13 protein-coding genes are annotated in these 16689 nt (G+C 46.6%); 7 read left to right on the top strand and 6 right to left on the bottom strand.

Translation table 11 applies throughout. The features are described from left to right. Positions 1-565: 565 nt before the first annotated feature. Complete coding sequence (locus tag ABD880_RS07150) at positions 566-2041, top strand: DEAD/DEAH box helicase (RefSeq protein ID WP_345164072.1); 1476 nt, start codon at positions 566-568, stop codon at positions 2039-2041. A 357-nt stretch (positions 2042-2398) separates the two neighbouring features. On the opposite strand, the gene ABD880_RS07155 is transcribed toward ABD880_RS07150, so the two are convergent. From ABD880_RS07155 to ABD880_RS07170, 4 genes are all read right to left on the bottom strand, one after another. Next, a complete protein-coding gene (locus tag ABD880_RS07155) occupies positions 2399-3337 on the bottom strand; it encodes a 1,4-dihydroxy-2-naphthoate polyprenyltransferase (RefSeq protein ID WP_345164074.1) in 939 nt (312 codons plus the stop codon). 13 nt (positions 3338-3350) lie between these two features. After that, positions 3351-3845, bottom strand: coding sequence for a glutathione peroxidase (locus ABD880_RS07160; protein WP_345164076.1), 495 nt, complete (start codon positions 3843-3845; stop codon positions 3351-3353). Positions 3846-4016: 171 nt separating this feature from the next. After that, a complete protein-coding gene (argS, locus tag ABD880_RS07165) occupies positions 4017-5813 on the bottom strand; it encodes an arginine--tRNA ligase (protein ID WP_345164078.1) in 1797 nt (598 codons plus the stop codon). A 24-nt stretch (positions 5814-5837) separates the two neighbouring features. Continuing rightward, the gene (locus tag ABD880_RS07170) at positions 5838-6800 is read right to left on the bottom strand and encodes an arginase (RefSeq protein ID WP_345164080.1); all 963 of its coding nucleotides are present in this window, start codon (positions 6798-6800) and stop codon (positions 5838-5840) included. Positions 6801-6886: 86 nt separating this feature from the next. On the opposite strand from ABD880_RS07170, the gene ABD880_RS07175 reads away from it, so the two are divergent. Both ABD880_RS07175 and ABD880_RS07180 read left to right on the top strand, forming a co-directional pair. Continuing rightward, the gene (locus ABD880_RS07175; protein WP_345164082.1) at positions 6887-8287 is read left to right on the top strand and encodes a type III PLP-dependent enzyme domain-containing protein; all 1401 of its coding nucleotides are present in this window, start codon (positions 6887-6889) and stop codon (positions 8285-8287) included. 89 nt (positions 8288-8376) lie between these two features. Continuing rightward, positions 8377-8538, top strand: coding sequence for a hypothetical protein (locus ABD880_RS07180; RefSeq protein WP_345164084.1), 162 nt, complete (start codon positions 8377-8379; stop codon positions 8536-8538). A 51-nt stretch (positions 8539-8589) separates the two neighbouring features. Here ABD880_RS07180 and ABD880_RS07185 read toward each other — a convergent pair whose 3' ends face one another. Next, positions 8590-9108 carry a D-glycero-alpha-D-manno-heptose-1,7-bisphosphate 7-phosphatase gene (locus ABD880_RS07185; RefSeq protein WP_345164086.1) on the bottom strand — a complete coding sequence of 173 codons (519 nt, stop codon included), beginning with the start codon at positions 9106-9108 and terminating at the stop codon, positions 8590-8592. Positions 9109-9263: 155 nt separating this feature from the next. On the opposite strand from ABD880_RS07185, the gene hemG reads away from it, so the two are divergent. The 3 genes from hemG to ABD880_RS07200 all read left to right on the top strand — a co-directional run bounded on the left by hemG (position 9264) and on the right by ABD880_RS07200 (position 12504). Next, positions 9264-10601 carry a protoporphyrinogen oxidase gene (gene hemG / locus ABD880_RS07190; protein ID WP_345164088.1) on the top strand — a complete coding sequence of 446 codons (1338 nt, stop codon included), beginning with the start codon at positions 9264-9266 and terminating at the stop codon, positions 10599-10601. Positions 10602-10628: 27 nt separating this feature from the next. Next, positions 10629-11360 (top strand): polyprenol monophosphomannose synthase, encoded by a 732-nt coding sequence (locus ABD880_RS07195; RefSeq protein ID WP_345164090.1) that lies wholly within the window; start codon positions 10629-10631, stop codon positions 11358-11360. A 187-nt stretch (positions 11361-11547) separates the two neighbouring features. Further along, the gene (locus ABD880_RS07200; protein WP_345164092.1) at positions 11548-12504 is read left to right on the top strand and encodes a TerC family protein; all 957 of its coding nucleotides are present in this window, start codon (positions 11548-11550) and stop codon (positions 12502-12504) included. Positions 12505-12720: 216 nt separating this feature from the next. Here the strand turns inward: ABD880_RS07200 and ABD880_RS07205 are convergent, their stop codons facing one another. Continuing rightward, positions 12721-14718 (bottom strand): transglycosylase domain-containing protein, encoded by a 1998-nt coding sequence (locus tag ABD880_RS07205; protein WP_345164094.1) that lies wholly within the window; start codon positions 14716-14718, stop codon positions 12721-12723. Positions 14719-14939: 221 nt separating this feature from the next. Between ABD880_RS07205 and purB the strand changes: the two genes are divergently transcribed. Then, complete coding sequence (purB, locus tag ABD880_RS07210; protein ID WP_345164096.1) at positions 14940-16292, top strand: adenylosuccinate lyase; 1353 nt, start codon at positions 14940-14942, stop codon at positions 16290-16292. Positions 16293-16689: the final 397 nt, after the last annotated feature.

The following is a 16689-nucleotide window of genomic DNA, read 5'->3' on the forward strand; positions in this document are numbered from 1 at the left end:
AGTTTGTTGAGACCTTGAGAAAGGCCTTTTAGAACGCAGTCATCATAAATACCTGGTGGGGAGGCAGGCTAAGGGCGGATCCATCTACACGTGTGCACACAACACAACGACCAAGGCTCTATCTGGAGACAATACTTGTACTAAAACCGTAATTGATTGTTTATTCTAATCTAGAAGCAAACCCGTGCAGTTTGTTCTATAGACTACCTAACGACCATCTTGCTAGACGGTTACAATAATTCTAAATATTATTTAAAAATTTATATGGTTTATCTAAAATGTATAAATCTATTCAAGTTTATATTGAATTATGACTAGACAAATACAGTAAAAGACTTAGATTTTATTCAAAATTTAATAATCCAAATTTTTATTCTTCAATTTGCCACACATAGCATATTGAAGAATATGTAAAACCTGTTTTTAGCTACAGAATTGCTCGGTTTTAAACCTTACCAAGAAGACATTCATGCAGACATAAGCAGGTGTAGCCAGAATCTGCTATCTTTACTAAAATTGCCTTCATGGTGTTGACCATAGGCACATGTCAATTGATAAAAAATAAATGAGCGTAACATTCAATGATTTCAACCTACAGACAGACCTGCTAGAAGGCATCAAGTCTATGGGTTACAAACAAGCTACCCCAATTCAGGCGCAAGCCATCCCGCATATTTTAGAGTCTAAGGACCTAATTGCCTGCGCCCAGACGGGTACCGGCAAAACAGCCGCCTTTTTAGTACCTACTTTAAGTAGAATAGCTGAAGGCAGATTTGACTTCACTAGCACGCTAATATTAGTGCCCACCCGTGAGCTGGCCAAACAGATTGATGACCAGGTAGAAGGCTTGAGCTATTTTACCGGTGCTACCTCTATTGCCATTTACGGCGGCAACAACGCCCAGAACTGGGACCAGCAGAAGCATGCCCTTACTAGTGGTGCAGACATCATCGTGGCTACGCCAGGCCGCCTTATTGCCCACATGCAGATGGGCTACGTAAAGCTGGACCAGCTCAAGTATCTTATCCTAGATGAGGCCGACAAGATGCTGGACATGGGTTTCATGGATGATTTGATGAAAATCATCAACCAACTGCCCAAGGAGCGCCAGACCTTACTGTTCTCGGCTACCATGCCGCCTAAGATCAGAGAGTTTGCCCGCAAGATTTTGCAGCAGCCAGAAGAGATTAGTCTTTCCATCTCTAAGCCGGCCGCTAACATTGACCAACAAATCTATCTGGTTTACGACCAGCAGAAGCTTAAATTACTCCAGCACATCTTAAAAGATGTTGAAGTACAGACCATGATTCTGTTCACCTCACGCAAGTCTGCCGTGAATGAGATTGTGCGGGCTTTGCAGAAAATGGGTTTTGAAGCAGATGGCATTAGCTCAGACAGAACGCAAGATGAGCGTGAATCTATTCTACAGCGCTTCCGGAACAAGCAATTACAAGTATTGGTAGCCACCGACGTAATGTCAAGAGGCATTGACGTGGACAACATCAGCCATGTTCTTAACTTTGACGTGCCACAGGACGCCGAGGACTACGTGCACCGCATTGGTCGTACGGCGCGCGCCGGCACCAAAGGCATGGCCATCACGTTTGTGAATGAGCGCGACCAGGAGCGTCTAGTGAAAATTGAGAAACTGATTGAGCGCGAACTGCCTAAAATCACCCTGCCAGAAGCCATCGGCGAAAGCCCAGTTTATGACCCGGCCGGCAACCGCGCCAAGTTCAGCCGTGACAAAGGCGGCTCTGGCGGCGGAAGAGGCGGTAACCGTAGTGGTGGACCAAGAAGAGAAGGCGGCAGCGGTTCTGGAGACCGTAATCGCAGTAGCAAATCAAGAGGCGAGCGCCCGGCCCATGTAACGGCTGGCGCTCCTGCTACAGAGCAGGCACCCCGCGTAGCAGGTGCACCAAGCACTGCCACCGGCGAGGCTCAGAAAAAGAAGAAGCGCCGCAAGAAGCCTTTCAAGCCTAAAAATGCGGAAGGCGCCGGAAACTCAACTCCTCCAGCACCTGCTCCTGCCGCAGAATAAACGCTACCCAATTTACAGAAGCGTCCGTTTTGGGTCTGTTTTCTAGAAAACAGGCCAAAAACGGACGCTTCTGTTTTATCAAGAGTTTACTGCCACTTAGTTAAAGCATGAGAGACCCTGCAACTTTGCCAGCTTTATCATGAATAATAGGTAAATGCCAAAGTATACTTCTTCTTGGCAAGCACATACAGAACGGCGAAAAACGTATTCTGCAGGTTGCAGAAGCCTACACTGTAACTCAGGGGCCATTTTCAGGTTATAGATTACCCACCAACAAGAGCATAATAGAAACGCCCGTTTTTGGCCTATTTTCTGGAAAATAGGCCAAAAACGGGCGTGACGTTTATATAAGCTAAACTATCTGGCTAACAACAAGCCTATCCCAAACAGCAACACAAACGCTAAGGTAGACATGGCCATTTGCTTGAGCAATGGGTCTAATTCTACCGCAGTCTGCCTGCGCTGTACTTCGCGGCCGTTAAATAAGAGCAAAGGAATGGCGGCTACAAACAACCACTTCCAAAGAGAAGCCTCCTCGCGTTGCAGTATAAAAATGACCGAACAAACAATTCCGCCTAGTAACAAGAACCAATGATAGCGTCTGGCTCTGGCAGGCCCCAAACGCACCGGCAAAGATCGCTTGCCTGCCAGTTCATCTGAAACAATGTCCCGGATGTTGTTCACGTTCAAGACCGCCGCCGAAAAGAAGCCCAAGGTAGAAGCCGGCAAGAGCATCTCAGAGAAGAATCGCTGGGTCTGCAGAAAGTAAGTACCCATCACCCCTACCCAGCCAAAGAAGAAGAATACCGAGATATCACCCAAGCCGGCATAGCCGTAGGGCTTTTTGCCATTGGTGTAACTGATGGCCGCCCAAATGGATGCCAATCCTAATAATAAAAAGAAAAGGAAAAGGTAAATGCCGTCGGTACCCAAGGCAATCCAGAGTAAGGCAATGCCTGAGACCAAAGACAATAGGCTGAACACACCAATGGCGGCCTTCATCTGGGAGGCAGAGATATGACCAGCCTGTACGGCGCGCTTCGGGCCTTGGCGGTCTACGCTGTCGGCGCCGTGCTGGCTGTCGCCGTAGTCATTGGCCAGATTAGACAGGATTTGTAGGAAAAGCGTGGTGAGCACACACAACAACAAAACAGGCCACCTGGAGAGATGGTCTGCCGCCGCTAAGAACCCGCCCATGCCAATGCAGGAAAGGGAAAGGGGCAGCGTCCGTAACCTGAACGCCGACACCCATGTACCCACCGCAGGCCGATTTTGGCCTGTTTTTTCAGAATTCACTCAAAAACGAGAATTAGCCGTTGATGTCTCTGAGCAGTTCTTCGCTCAACGGAGACACTTTAGAAGGGTAGAATTTAACCAAGTTGCCTTTCTCGTCAATCAGGTACTTGCAGAAGTTCCAGCTTGGGGCTTGGTCGTTGGTGCCGTTCAGGCTCTTGTCAGACAACCACTTGTACAGGGGCTGCATGTCATCGCCTTTCACAGAAGCTTTAGAAAACATAGGGAACGTCACCCCGAAGTTTTTTTGGCAGAACTGGGCAATCTCCTCATTGGTGCCTGACTCCTGCCCACCGAAGTTATTAGCCGGGAAACCCAACACCACCACTTTGTCGCCGTGCAGTTTGTGAAGTTTCTCCAGATCTGCGTACTGCGGCGTGTACCCACACTCAGAGGCCACGTTGACAATCAGCAGTTTCTTGCCTTTGTATTTATCTAAAGAGGTGGCTTTGCCGTCAATGGTGGTCAACGGAATGTCATAAATAGATTTGGCGGCAGTTGCTTGTTCCATAGTCGTTTTTTCAGAAGTGGAAGTTCCTGCAACCTGAGTGCTTGGCGTGGCACAGGCTCCTAAGAACAAAAAGGACAGAATGTACAATAGGTTGAGCATAATAGTGGTTGTTTCTTGTGTAACCTTCATTCTAATATTTTGTTTTGGTCGCTCTCAAGAGTGATTAGGACCTTACATTCTATCCGGCACGGCAATGCCTAACAGTCCCATGGTTTGACGCAAGGTCTGCGCCACCTGACGGGAGAACGCAATCCTGAAGCTTAACACCTGGGCGTTGCTCTCCTGGAAGATGGGCACCTCGGTGTAGAATCTGTTATACGCTTTAGCCAGATCAAAGGCATACTGGGCCACAATAGAAGGCGCATAATTACGCGCGGCATCTTCTACCACCTGACCGGCGGTGTTCAATAAAATCAAGGCATCGCGCTCGGTCTCATGCAACACTTCAATTTCTTGGAAGTCCTGGCTCTCAGAGGCAATGCCTAGTTCATTGGCTTTGCGCAGAATAGCGGCAATACGGGCGTGGGTGTATTGAATGAATGGACCAGTGTGTCCTTTAAAGTCAATAGACTCCTCTGGGTTAAAGAGCATCCGCTTCTTAGGATCTACTTTCAGTAAGAAGTACTTTAAGGCGCCCATGGCCAGCGTGTGGTACAGTTGCTCGGCCTCTTCTTTTGAGAAGCCGTCAATCTTACCCAATTCGTTGGTTTTCTGACGCGCGGTTTCAATCATTTCTGCTACCAACTCATCTGCGTCTACCACCGTTCCCTCTCTGGACTTCATCTTCCCGCTAGGCAAGTCTACCATGCCGTAAGACAAGTGGAAGATACCGTCTGCATACGGCTTGCCCAGTTTCTTCAACGTGGCCTTCAGCACCTGGAAATGGTAGTTCTGCTCATCTGCCACCACGTAGATGGACTGGTCATAGTGGAAGTCTTCGTATTTCAATTCAGCCGTGCCCAGGTCTTGGGTGATGTACACAGAGGTTCCGTCCGCACGTAGCAACAGTTTCTCGTCTAGGCCTTGGTCCGTCAGGTCTACCCAGACAGAGCCGTCTTCTTTCTTGAAGAACACGCCCTTGGCTAGTCCTTCCTCTACCCGGTCCTTGCCCAGCATGTAGGTTCCAGACTCATAATAGAACTTGTCAAAGTCCACGCCAATGGTGCGGTAGGTAGAATCAAAACCGTCATACACCCAGCCGTTCATCTGCTTCCAGAGGGCAATGGTGTCTGCATCGCCTTGCTCCCATTTCTGGAGCATCTCCTGGGCCTGTAGCATCAAAGGCGCCTGCTTTTTAGCCAGCTCCTTGTCTTTGCCCTGGGCTACTAGTTCGTCAATCTGTTTCTTGTATTCCTGGTCAAACTTGACGTAGTACTTGCCCACCAGGTGGTCACCCTTCATGTCGGCACTTTCTGGCGTCTCTCCGTTGCCTAATAATTGATAGGCAATCATGGACTTGCAGATGTGAATGCCGCGGTCGTTTACCAGGTTGGCTTTGACCACCTCATGGCCCGCGCCTTTCATAATCTCGGCTACGGAGTAACCCAAAAAGTTATTCCGCAAGTGACCCAGGTGCAAGGGCTTGTTGGTGTTGGGCGAAGAGTACTCCACCACCACTTTCTGTTTTTGGCCTATTTCCGGGAAAACAGCCGATTTTCCAGCCACCTGCGCAGAGAATAGCTCTAACCACACGGCATCATGAATTTCCAGATTCAGAAATCCTTTGACCACGTTGTAGCCAGAAACCTGCGGCGCGTTTTCTTTTAAGTAATCTCCCAGCGCCTGCCCAATCTGCTCGGGTCCTTTACCCAAGGCTTTGGTTAAGGGAAAGGTGACAAACGTAAAAGTACCGGCAAACTCCTTACGGGTGGGCTGCAACGCTATCTGCTCTGCCGGCAATACGTGGGAGTAAGTATATTGAAGTGCCTGGCTTAGCGCCTGGGCTATCTGTGATTCAAGGTTTTTCATACTATAAATAAAGCGGTACAGAGATTAGGCTTCCTTAGACAAACGCTCCAGGATGCCCTCTGTGGTGTACTCTAAAATTTCAAAGGCATTGTTGGCCATGGTGTTCTCAGCGTCAAGGGTAGGATTGATTTCTACCATCTCAAAGCACACCACGCGAGGGTCGCTTACCAAGGCCCTGCATAGTTCCTTGGCCTGGGTCACGTTCAAGCCTACCTCTACCGGGGTGCCGGTGCCTTTGGAGAACTTAGAGTCCAGACTGTCTACGTCAAATGAGACATAAATAATATCACAGTCCTTGAGGCGATGCAAGGCTTCTTCGGCTACCTGCTCAATGCCTTTGGCCAACACCTCTGGGTAGGTGAAGTTTTTAATGTTGTGCTTGTCAAACAGATAGACTTCTGGCTTCTCATAGCTGCGGGTCACAATATAAACTATGTGCTCGTGCTTTATCTTTGGTTGATCTGTGCCTACGCGCTTGAGGGCCTCCCAGAAGAAGATAGTCTCCGGCTCTGGGTCGTTCACCTTGCAGTCTAAGTTGTCTTCGTGCAAGGACACCGCCAAGGGCATACCGTGCATATTACCAGAAGGCGTGGTGTATGGTGAGTGGATGTCTGCGTGCGCATCTACCCAGATCACTCCTAAGGTCTTATCTGGGTAGGTGGCTTTTATACCAGCAATGGTACCGCCTGCGTTAGAGTGGTCACCGGCCAGTACCAACGGGAACATGCCCAGCTCAAAGGTCTGCTCTACGGTGGCGCTAATACGTTTGTAGGTATGAAGGATGCTGTCAATGTATTTCGCCTTCGGGAAAAGGTTCTTTTCAAAAAGTACATCATTGAGGTTGGGAACCTCTACCGTGGTAAACCGTTGAAAATAATCTGACTTCTGGTTGAGGCAGGCAATCCTGAGCGCATCTACCCCTAAACTGGCCCCGCGGGTACCAGCCCCTAGCTCAGATTTCACCTCAATCAGTCGTATTTTTTTCATAGCAAAAGCAAACCTAGTTTTTGCAAAGATGGTAAAATACAGTCAATTTTGCACAATTTCCCGGTTGGGGAAGCAACAACTAAAGAATGGATAAATATACCGACCTCATACATCAAACCTTTGATTTCCCTACTGAGGAATTTACTGTACATAACAACGAGCTGTCCTTCAATGGCATCCCCATGATGGAGCTAGTAAAGCAGTACGGCACGCCACTCAGACTTACTTATTTACCCAAGATCAGTTCCCAGATTCAGAAGGCCAAAAAGCTGTTCAAAGAATCTATGGAGAAGCTGAACTATCAGGGCACGTATACTTATTGCTACTGCACCAAGTCCTCCCACTTCTCTTTTGTGCTGGAAGAAGCGCTTAAAAATGACATCCATATTGAGACGTCTTCTTCTTTTGACATGCCTATTATCAGGGCTTTGTATGAGAAGGGGAAAGTGAGCAAAGACATTTTTGTAGTCTGCAACGGCTACAAGCGTGACCTGTACCGCAACTACATTACGGGCATGATTAATGACGGCTTCAAGAACGTGACGCCCGTCTTGGATGACTTGAACGAGATTGACCATTACCAGGGTCATGTGGAGGGCACTTGCCAGGTAGGCATTAGACTGGCCTCTGACGAGGAGCCAAAGTTCCAGTTTTATACCTCGCGGTTGGGCATCAACTACAATGACGTGGTGGGCTTGTATGAGCAGAAGATAAAGGACAACCCCAAGTTCAAGCTCAAGATGCTCCATTACTTCATCAACACAGGCATCAAGGACACGTCTTACTATTGGTCAGAGCTGAGCCGCTTTGTGCACAAGTACTGTGAGATGAAGAAGATTTGTCCAGACCTGGACACCATTGACATTGGCGGTGGCTTCCCCATTAAGACCTCTATCCAGTTTGACTACAACTACCGCTACATGATTGAGGAGATCCTCAGGACCATTCAGCGGATTTGTAAGGAAGAAGGCGTGGCCGAACCCAACATTTTCACCGAGTTTGGGATTTACACCGTGGGTGAAAGCGGCGCGCACATCTACTCCATCCTGGACATCAAACTACAGAACGACAAGGAGCTTTGGTACATGATTGACGGTTCTTTCATTACCAACCTGCCAGACACCTGGGCCTTGAACCAGCGCTACATTCTAATGGCCCTCAACAACTGGGACAAGGATTACCAGCGCTTGAACCTGGGCGGCTTGACCTGTGACAGCCAGGATTACTACAACTCGGAGATGCACTCGTTCCAGGTGTTCCTCCCTAAGGTACAAAAAGAGCAGGCAGAGCCGCAGTACATTGGTTTCTTCCATACGGGGGCCTATCAGGAGAGTTTAAGCGGGTACGGTGGCATCAAGCACTGCCTCATTCCAAGCCCTAAACACGTGTTGATCAATAGAGAAGCAGACGGCACGCTCAAGTCTTGGGTCTTCGCCGAAGAGCAGAACGAGGAGTCCATGCTCAAGATTCTTGGGTACAAGGATTAAAAATAAATTCATATTTTCTACTCCAAAGCTGAACCAAAAAGTGTAGCTTTGGAGTAGAATACCCAAGACTTTGTTTTTTAACGCATTTTATGAAGAAGTTATTCCTTTTAGCCGCCTTTGGAATGTTTGCTTTTGCTTCTTGCAAATCTACTTGCCCTGCGTACTCACAGAAAAGTGACCGTGCCGCAGACCAGAAGGTATTGGTAAAATCTAACCACCAAGAAGCCGCTTCTGCCCAGATCAACGGCTAGTCAATGTAATTGACGCAAAGAATTCAAAGGACCGGAAGCGATTTCGGTCCTTTACTTTTGCCCCTTGCCTAGGATAAGGTTGGTGGCCTCTGCTAAATTCTTGGCCTGCATAGCGTACGTGCCCGCAGGATGTTGCCCGCCTACCAATATCCCCTTCACTCCTACTTTTTGAGCGGCCTGCATGTCTCTTAGCTGGTCTCCCACCATCCAGCACTGGTCAGGGGTAAGATTATACTTAGCTATGGCTTTTTCTAGCATCAGGCTATCCGGCTTTCTGGCAATGGACGATGATACCGACTCATGGGCCGGCGCCATGTACAGGGCGTCCAGGGCATGACCACAGGCGTGCTGCAATTTCTCATGGCAGGCCAGCACGTGTTCTTTGGTGTACAGCCCTTTGGCAATGCCGCCTTGATTGGTCACTACTATCAGGTAATAGCCGTGTTCCTTTAATAGCGCCAAGGCGTGAGGTACGCCAGTGCACACCTCAAAATCCTCCACTAGAAAGGTATAGGCGCCGCGTTCTACGTTCAAGACGCCGTCTCTGTCTAAGAAAATCGCTTTGGCCATTTGTTTAAAGGTAGGTCAATGTGGCTCAAAAATAGCGCTTTTGTACAAATTCGTCTTGCCTGAAATCGTTTTTGGCTTATTTTCTCTAAAATAGCTCCAAAACGGCGGCCGGCTTCTTGCGTAAACAGGCACACTTATCCTTTACTTTTTTCTGCATGCGAGTTGCCATTATTGGAGCGGGTATTTCTGGGTTGGCTTTGGCGTACTACCTACAAAAGCTGGGGGTACGCTATGACCTGTTTGAAGCCAGCGACCAAGTGGGCGGTATGCTGAAGAGCTGCAAACAAGGCTCCTATCAATTTGAGCTGGGCCCTAACTCCCTGCAAGACACCCCAGAACTGGAAGAGCTTTTACAGGAATTAAAGCTGCAGGAGGAAAAAGTGAAACCATCTTCTGTTGCCTCCAACCGCTTTATCTTAAAAGACGGCAAATACCAGAAATTACCAGTTTCTCCGCTGGGTATGCTGTTTCATCCTTTCTTTGACTGGCGCACCAAGCTCAGGATTGCCAGAGAGACTCAATGTACCAAAAGAGAGGTGGCAGAAGAAACCATTACCCATTTCTTTGCCAGGCGGTTTGGGACCGAGGTGGTGGAATATCTGGTAAAGCCCATGGTGGCCGGCATTTACGGCGGAGACCCAGACCAGCTGTTACTGGAGAAGACCATGCCCTTCTTGCAAAAACTGGAGCGCAAGCATGGCTCTGTTTTAAAAGGCCTGGTGCAAGCCCCCGAAATACGACGCAGGCCCATCTTTACCTTAAAAAGCGGACTAGAGACTCTGGCAAACGCCATCTCTTCCAAGCTCGTTTCCCTGCACACGGGTCAGCGCATTGAGATGGTGCACAAGCTGCATGGCAAGTACTTGTTGAGCATCCAGAATGACGTTGAAGGCTTAAGTGATGAAGAATATGACGCCGTGGTCATCGCCCTGCCTGCCTACGCCGCCGCAGATCTGCTCAACTACGTGGCTCCCGGGCTGTCAGCCTCCTTGTTCAATGTCAACTACGCACCCATGGCCGTGGTACACACCGCCTACCACCGTGAGCAGGTAAAGTTTCCATTGAACGGGTATGGTGCTTTAAATCCTAAGAAAGAGGGTACGTTTACGGCAGGCTCTGTCTGGACCAGCGCGCTCTTCCCGCATTGCGCGCCCAGCAAGGAAGTCTTCTTCACCACTTTTGTAGGAGGCACGCAGTGGCAACAGCATTTGGATTTACCGCGCCAGGAAATCATGGAGAAAGTACACCAAGAACTGAAGACTTTGTATGGCATCTCGGCGAAGGAGCCTACGTTTCAGCACTATCATAGATGGGCAAAAGCCCTGCCGCAGCCAGATGTCTTTATTTTAGATGTGCACCTTATGGCGCAGGCCTTGGAAGAGGAGCACCTGTATTGCTGTGCCAACTGGATGGCTGGCCCCAGCGTACCAGACTGTATTGCCTACGCTAAAAGCTTAGCCCACAAAATTAATTCCCAGCGCCCCTCCTTCTAATATATTCTCATCGGCTATATTTGAAGGATGAAAGAGTCTGTGGTGGTGATCCCTACCTACAATGAGATAGAGAATATAGTAGCAATCATCAGGAAAGTATTCTCGCTCCCCCTTCCTTTCCATGTGTTAGTGGTAGATGACGGCTCACCGGACGGTACGGCAGAGGCGGTCATGCATTTGCAGGCCGAATACCCAGACAGGTTATTCTTAGAGCAACGCAAGGGAAAACTGGGCTTGGGAACGGCTTATATCCATGGGTTTAAGTATGCCTTAAAGGCAGGCTATCAATACATTTTTGAAATGGACGCTGACTTCTCTCATAATCCAGAGGATTTGGTGGCCTTACATGATGCCTGCGCGGTAGACGGTTTTGACATGGCCATTGGTAGTAGGTACAGCAGCGGGGTAAACGTAGTAAACTGGCCCATGAGCCGGGTGTTGCTTTCTTACTTTGCCAGCCGCTACGTGCGCCTGGTGACGGGCATGCCCATTCATGACGCTACCGCTGGTTTCAAGTGCTATTCCAGAAAAGTACTGGAGACTATTAACCTGGACCGCATTCGGTTTATTGGCTATGCGTTCCAGATTGAAATGAAGTTTTTGACCTACAAGTTTGGGTTCAAGATTAAAGAAGTGCCCATTATTTTTACAGACAGGGCTAGAGGACAGTCAAAGATGAGCAAAGGCATTATCAAGGAGGCATTCTTAGGCGTGATTCAAATGAAACTGGACAGCTACTTCAGGCATTTTACCAGGTAATTTGGCAAACTTCGTTTTTGGGCTGTTTTCTGGAAATTAGGCCAAAAACAGTCCTCTACCCTACCTCAAGTGCTGGTTTTTGAATTCTTAACCGCTTATCTTCACCTCTTGCAAACAACTGTTAGGCTTTGACGGCGGGTGATATCCAACACTCTATAGCAAAGCATTACAGCCTTAACATACTTTAATGGTAAAGACTGATATTCTTTTTTGGATAGGTTTTAACGTAGTGGTCTTGATACTGCTAGCCTTGGACCTGTTTGTATTCCACCGCAAAAGCCATGTGGTGAAGATGAAGGAAGCCTTGGGCTGGAGCGTTTTCTGGGTGGCGCTTTCCCTTGCCTTTAATATTTTGATTTACTATTGGAAAGGCTCTGGCCCTGCCCTTGAATTCCTGACCGCCTATCTCATTGAGAAGTCTTTGAGCGTAGACAACCTGTTTGTGTTCATCCTCATCTTCGGATATTTTAAGGTAGAGCAGCAATACCAGCATAAAATCCTTTTCTGGGGGGTGTTAGGCGCACTTTTCTTTAGAGCCATCTTCATCTTGGTGGGCGTGGCCCTGCTCAACAAATTCCATTTCATTGTCTACATTCTGGGTGCCTTCTTGATGTACACGGGCTTTAAGATGGCTACCTCTGGTAACCAGGAAGACATTGACCCAGAAGCAAATCCCGTGGTTAAGTTTGTGAGCCGCTACATGCCCGTGACCAACCGGCACTACGGCTCTAAGTTCTTCGTGAAGATTGACAAGACGGTGTTTGCCACGCCTTTGTTTCTGGTGCTTATCATGGTTGAGACCACAGACATTGTCTTCGCCGCAGATTCTATCCCTGCTATTCTGGCCATCTCTAAAGATCCGTTCATTGTCTACACCTCTAACGTGTTTGCCTTGCTAGGTTTGCGGGCGCTGTACTTCGCGTTGGCGGGCATTATGCAGTTGTTCCATTACCTGCACTATGGTTTGTCGCTTATTCTAATCTTTATTGGAGGCAAGCTCATCCTCTCTAACTGGTTTGAGATTAACATGGTCATTGCCTTGGGCGTGGTAGCCTTTATCTTGGTTGGCTCAGTGGTGCTATCCCTCATGTTCCCTAAAAAGGACCAGCCACTTCCAGAAGTACCCAGCCAAGAGAAACCTTAGAACTTTTTACATCTATTAAACAGCAAGGCCGCCTCTATTTACAGAGGCGGCCTTGCTGTTTAATAAGCCTTGGTTAAGCATTCAGTAGAGGATCAAGGACAGAGAGAGAATTGCTTTACCCATTAATATATAAAATCTAATAGCCCCGTTTTTGGCCTGTTTTCTGGAAAACAGGCCAAAAACGGGGCTATTAGATTAATGCTTGTTCTACTAGGGTTAATCTAACAGATCAATTGGAGCTAACTGTAGCGTGTCCATGATCATGGTGGTATCTGGCTTAATCTTTATGATAAAGTCTGCGGCACGCCCCTTTAAATCAACGTGAGTAGAGACGCTGTTGTAATCATTGTAAGAAATTAGCCCCTTCTTGAGCATGTTGCCGCTAATCAACTTGAAGAAATACCTTGGATAGGATCTTAGATTCCCGTAGGCATCAAAGTAAGACCTGTATTGCTTGGGTTTAGGGACAATGCTGGCTAAGAACATGCTTTCCTCTAAGGTCAACTGGCTAGGCAGCTTCTGGAAATAAAACTGCGCCGCTTCCTTAACGCCATACACGCCGGGCCCCCATTCTATTACATTCAGGTAGACCTCATACATGCGCTGCTTATTGCTTATTTTAAGGTTCTCAATCAACCAAACAATCAAAGCTTCTTCTACTTTGCGCGTAATGGTCTTCTTACGGGTCAAGAACACGTTTTTCACCAGCTGCATAGACACAGTACTACCTCCGCGCACAAAAGACCCTTCCTTTATATTAGTGATAAGCGAATGCCGGAACGCGCCTTCATGAAAACCCTTATGCGTCATAAACTTTGGGTCTTCGGCTGTAAGGATAGAGTTCTTTAGGTAAGGAGAAATCTGTGCATATGGAGTGAACTTAGGGTAGGATGGTCCCACTGGAAAGCTTCTCAGCTCTTTTCCGTTTTCATACACGGTATGCACAAACTCCTGGTTCAGCTTGCGTAAGTCCTGAACTCCAAATTGCGTTATTGTAAGGTTTTGAGCGTCCAGGTCTGAGTTAAAAGTAAGGCTGTCTACCTTGGCCATGTCCACATAAAAATCCATGTGGTACTTAAAGCTGCCGGTGGCCTTCATCCCCTGGAACGTATCAAACAAACCTGGTGGCATAGACTCAAACAAGTCGTTGGCCGGAATGTTAGGAGAGTCAATCTTTATCCCAATCTTTCTATTGGGCCGGGTTTCATATGTAAGCTGTGGGTAGAAGACGGCTTTGTTGATCCGCACTTCAGACAAGGTGTCTAATGAATAATAGTGATCTCCTAGCGTGATGACATATTTTAAGGCTCCATCCTTCACAAACACATCTTCATCAGCTATTTTAGGATGGTTCAACACCAAGCTGTGGCCACTGGATTCGCCAGTTACCGTTAACTGCCCGTTCTTGAACTTCTTACCAGTTATACTTAGGCTAAGCGTGTCAAACCGCATGGTAGCGCCCCACTTTCGTTCAATATAAGGTACTTCAATGCCTCCTGGCTTGTCTCCATACATCTTAGCCGAAAGCAGGTATTCATCTGGGTCAACCAATCCTTTTACATTCATGGTATTGGTCACAGAGTCAGTAGAAATGACCATTTTGGAAAGAATGACTCCGTCTTCTACCGTCAAGGATGGAATCTTAACTCCAATGAAAAGACTATCATTTTTTAACGATACTCCCAACCGCTGGAAATTGACGCCATCAGGTACGTTTTCAAACACAGTCTCTATGAGCCTATTCAATAAAACTCCATAATTAGACTGCTTGACCGTATCTGCACTTGCTTGCTGGGCCCCTTTCTTCTTAAGTAAGAAAGAGAAATTATCCACCTTTCCTTCTTTAACAGCATCAATAATACCATTAGATACATTGAACTGTTTAAACACCATCCTACCCAAAAACAGCGACCTAAAACTTACGGTAGCCTCTACACTGTCTATCTGCAGGAGCTTAGGCTGATCAATGGGCAGAAACTGGATGTGTTGCACCATTACAGTATTCAGGTCTACAAACTTAGCAGACCCTATATGGAGTTTTGCAGGGTACTTGGCCTCTACTTTTTGAATGACCTTTGAAACGGCATACTGCAGTAATCGCTCTCGGTTTAACAGGAAAACCCCGAAGGCCACAACCAGGAGAGTGAGAATACTTCCAAGCCAGATAAAAAGCTTTTTCTTGTTGAATGGTTTTTGCTTAATAGTATCAGACAAGGCTATAGAGATTATAAATGAAAACATTCCCTACCGGGAGGTTACAAAAGTAACAGATTACAGCTGGTATGAAAAGCAGACTGCGCAGGTGCGTACATACGTTTTTGGGTAATTTTAGTTTGAATGCTAATTTTTACCCCAGAACTGGCAGAGGTCATAAGACTTTGCTCCAAACAATCTACTTTCAAAGAACATAGTTATCTTTGGCAAACACTACACCTATGAATTTTTCTCCATTAACAGCTATTTCACCCATAGATGGCAGATACCGTGCCCAAGTTTCTGAACTAGCCCCTTACTTTTCAGAATTTGGTTTAATACGCTACAGAGTATTAGTAGAAATTGAGTATTTCATTGCCTTATGTGAATTGCCGCTTCCTCAACTAACCCAGATTGACGCCTCTTTATTTGAACAAATGCGCTCCATCTACCAAAATTTTACGGAGGAAGATGCTTTAGAGATAAAAAACACAGAGAAAACCACTAACCATGATGTAAAGGCGGTGGAGTATTTCCTGAAAGACAGGCTAGCTAAACTAGGCTTGGATGAGAGCATTGAATTCGTTCATTTTGGGTTAACTTCTCAAGACATTAACAATACAGCCATACCCATGTCTTTAAAAGAGGCAATGGAAGAACAAATCTTGCCAGGCTACACCAATCTTTTAAACACTTTATGGGATTTAGCTAAAACGTGGAAAGACATACCCATGTTGGCACATACTCATGGGCAACCTGCGTCACCTACAAGATTGGGTAAGGAGATCCACGTCTTTGTTAATAGGATGGAGCAGCAGATGGAGCTACTGTCCAGCATTCCATTTGCAGGTAAGTTTGGTGGTGCTACAGGTAATTTTAACGCTCACTATGTAGCCTATCCAGAAATTAACTGGGTAGGTTTTGGAAACAACTTTCTGGAAAGCAAGCTGCATTTGACCAGAAGCCAGGTGACAACGCAGATAGAGCATTATGATCACTTAGCCGCCTTGCTAGACAATATCAAGCGGATAAACACCATCTTGATTGATTTCTCAAGAGATATTTGGCAATACATCTCTATGGGATATTTTAAGCAAAAGATAAAAGCTGGAGAAATTGGCTCTTCAGCCATGCCGCATAAAGTGAATCCAATTGACTTTGAAAATGCAGAGGGCAACCTAGGAATGGCGAACGGTATTTTCTCTTTCCTTTCAGAAAAACTTCCAGTCTCTAGACTACAGAGAGATTTAACAGACTCAACCGTGCTTAGAAACTTAGGTGTCCCCTTTGCTCATTCCTTAATAGCTTTAAAGTCGCTTACCAAGGGGCTCCAAAAACTAGAATTGAATGAACAGGCACTACATCAAGATTTAGAAGACAATTGGGCAGTAGTGGCCGAGGCAATCCAAACAGTACTTAGAAGAGAAGGATACCCTGCTCCTTATGAAGCTTTAAAGGACTTGACTAGGAAAAACGAGAAGATTACGCAGGAAGCTATTGCCACCTTTATAAAGACGCTTAATATTACAGAAGAGGTAAAAAATGAGTTGCTTAAGATTTCCCCACAGACATATACTGGGGTAATTCTCTATTAGACGATTTAATCATCTAAAATGCTATAACAGAAAAGGCGCAGATAGATTCTGCGCCTTTTCTGTTATAGCATTTTAGCTTTAATTCTTTCCAACAAAGCTTAGATGCTTGAAGACATACACAAATTTACTCAGACATAAATTAATGATGAAGTAAGAATTGGAGACTAATAGAGTACCCTTCTTCAACTTCCAAACATCTAGGCGTACTAGTCTAATCAAAAAGCCATGAAATTATCGAATATATAACTTTATGCCCCATCCCGAATAGGTAGCTTTGATTCTCTAACAATAACTTATAAACATATTTAAACTATACCTATTCTTCCCTCTGGGCATGGTTAAAAAGCAAGAGCCCCCTGCCGGGTTACCGGAGGGGGCTCGTTGGGATGGGGTTGGC

Origin of the sequence: Nibribacter koreensis, from assembly GCF_039541795.1 — a bacterium.
In the GTDB taxonomy this organism is placed as follows: domain Bacteria; phylum Bacteroidota; class Bacteroidia; order Cytophagales; family Hymenobacteraceae; genus Nibribacter; species Nibribacter koreensis.

Coding starts and splice junctions, on each gene's coding strand:
- hemG (WP_345164088.1), top strand. CDS start 9,264: ATGCGAGTTGCCATTATTGGAGCGGGTATTTCTGGGTTGGCTTTGGCG.
- ABD880_RS07150 (WP_345164072.1), top strand. CDS start 566: ATGAGCGTAACATTCAATGATTTCAACCTACAGACAGACCTGCTAGAA.
- argS (WP_345164078.1), bottom strand. CDS start 5,813: ATGAAAAACCTTGAATCACAGATAGCCCAGGCGCTAAGCCAGGCACTT.
- ABD880_RS07195 (WP_345164090.1), top strand. CDS start 10,629: ATGAAAGAGTCTGTGGTGGTGATCCCTACCTACAATGAGATAGAGAAT.
- ABD880_RS07160 (WP_345164076.1), bottom strand. CDS start 3,845: ATGGAACAAGCAACTGCCGCCAAATCTATTTATGACATTCCGTTGACC.
- ABD880_RS07170 (WP_345164080.1), bottom strand. CDS start 6,800: ATGAAAAAAATACGACTGATTGAGGTGAAATCTGAGCTAGGGGCTGGT.
- ABD880_RS07200 (WP_345164092.1), top strand. CDS start 11,548: ATGGTAAAGACTGATATTCTTTTTTGGATAGGTTTTAACGTAGTGGTC.
- purB (WP_345164096.1), top strand. CDS start 14,940: ATGAATTTTTCTCCATTAACAGCTATTTCACCCATAGATGGCAGATAC.
- ABD880_RS07180 (WP_345164084.1), top strand. CDS start 8,377: ATGAAGAAGTTATTCCTTTTAGCCGCCTTTGGAATGTTTGCTTTTGCT.
- ABD880_RS07185 (WP_345164086.1), bottom strand. CDS start 9,108: ATGGCCAAAGCGATTTTCTTAGACAGAGACGGCGTCTTGAACGTAGAA.
- ABD880_RS07175 (WP_345164082.1), top strand. CDS start 6,887: ATGGATAAATATACCGACCTCATACATCAAACCTTTGATTTCCCTACT.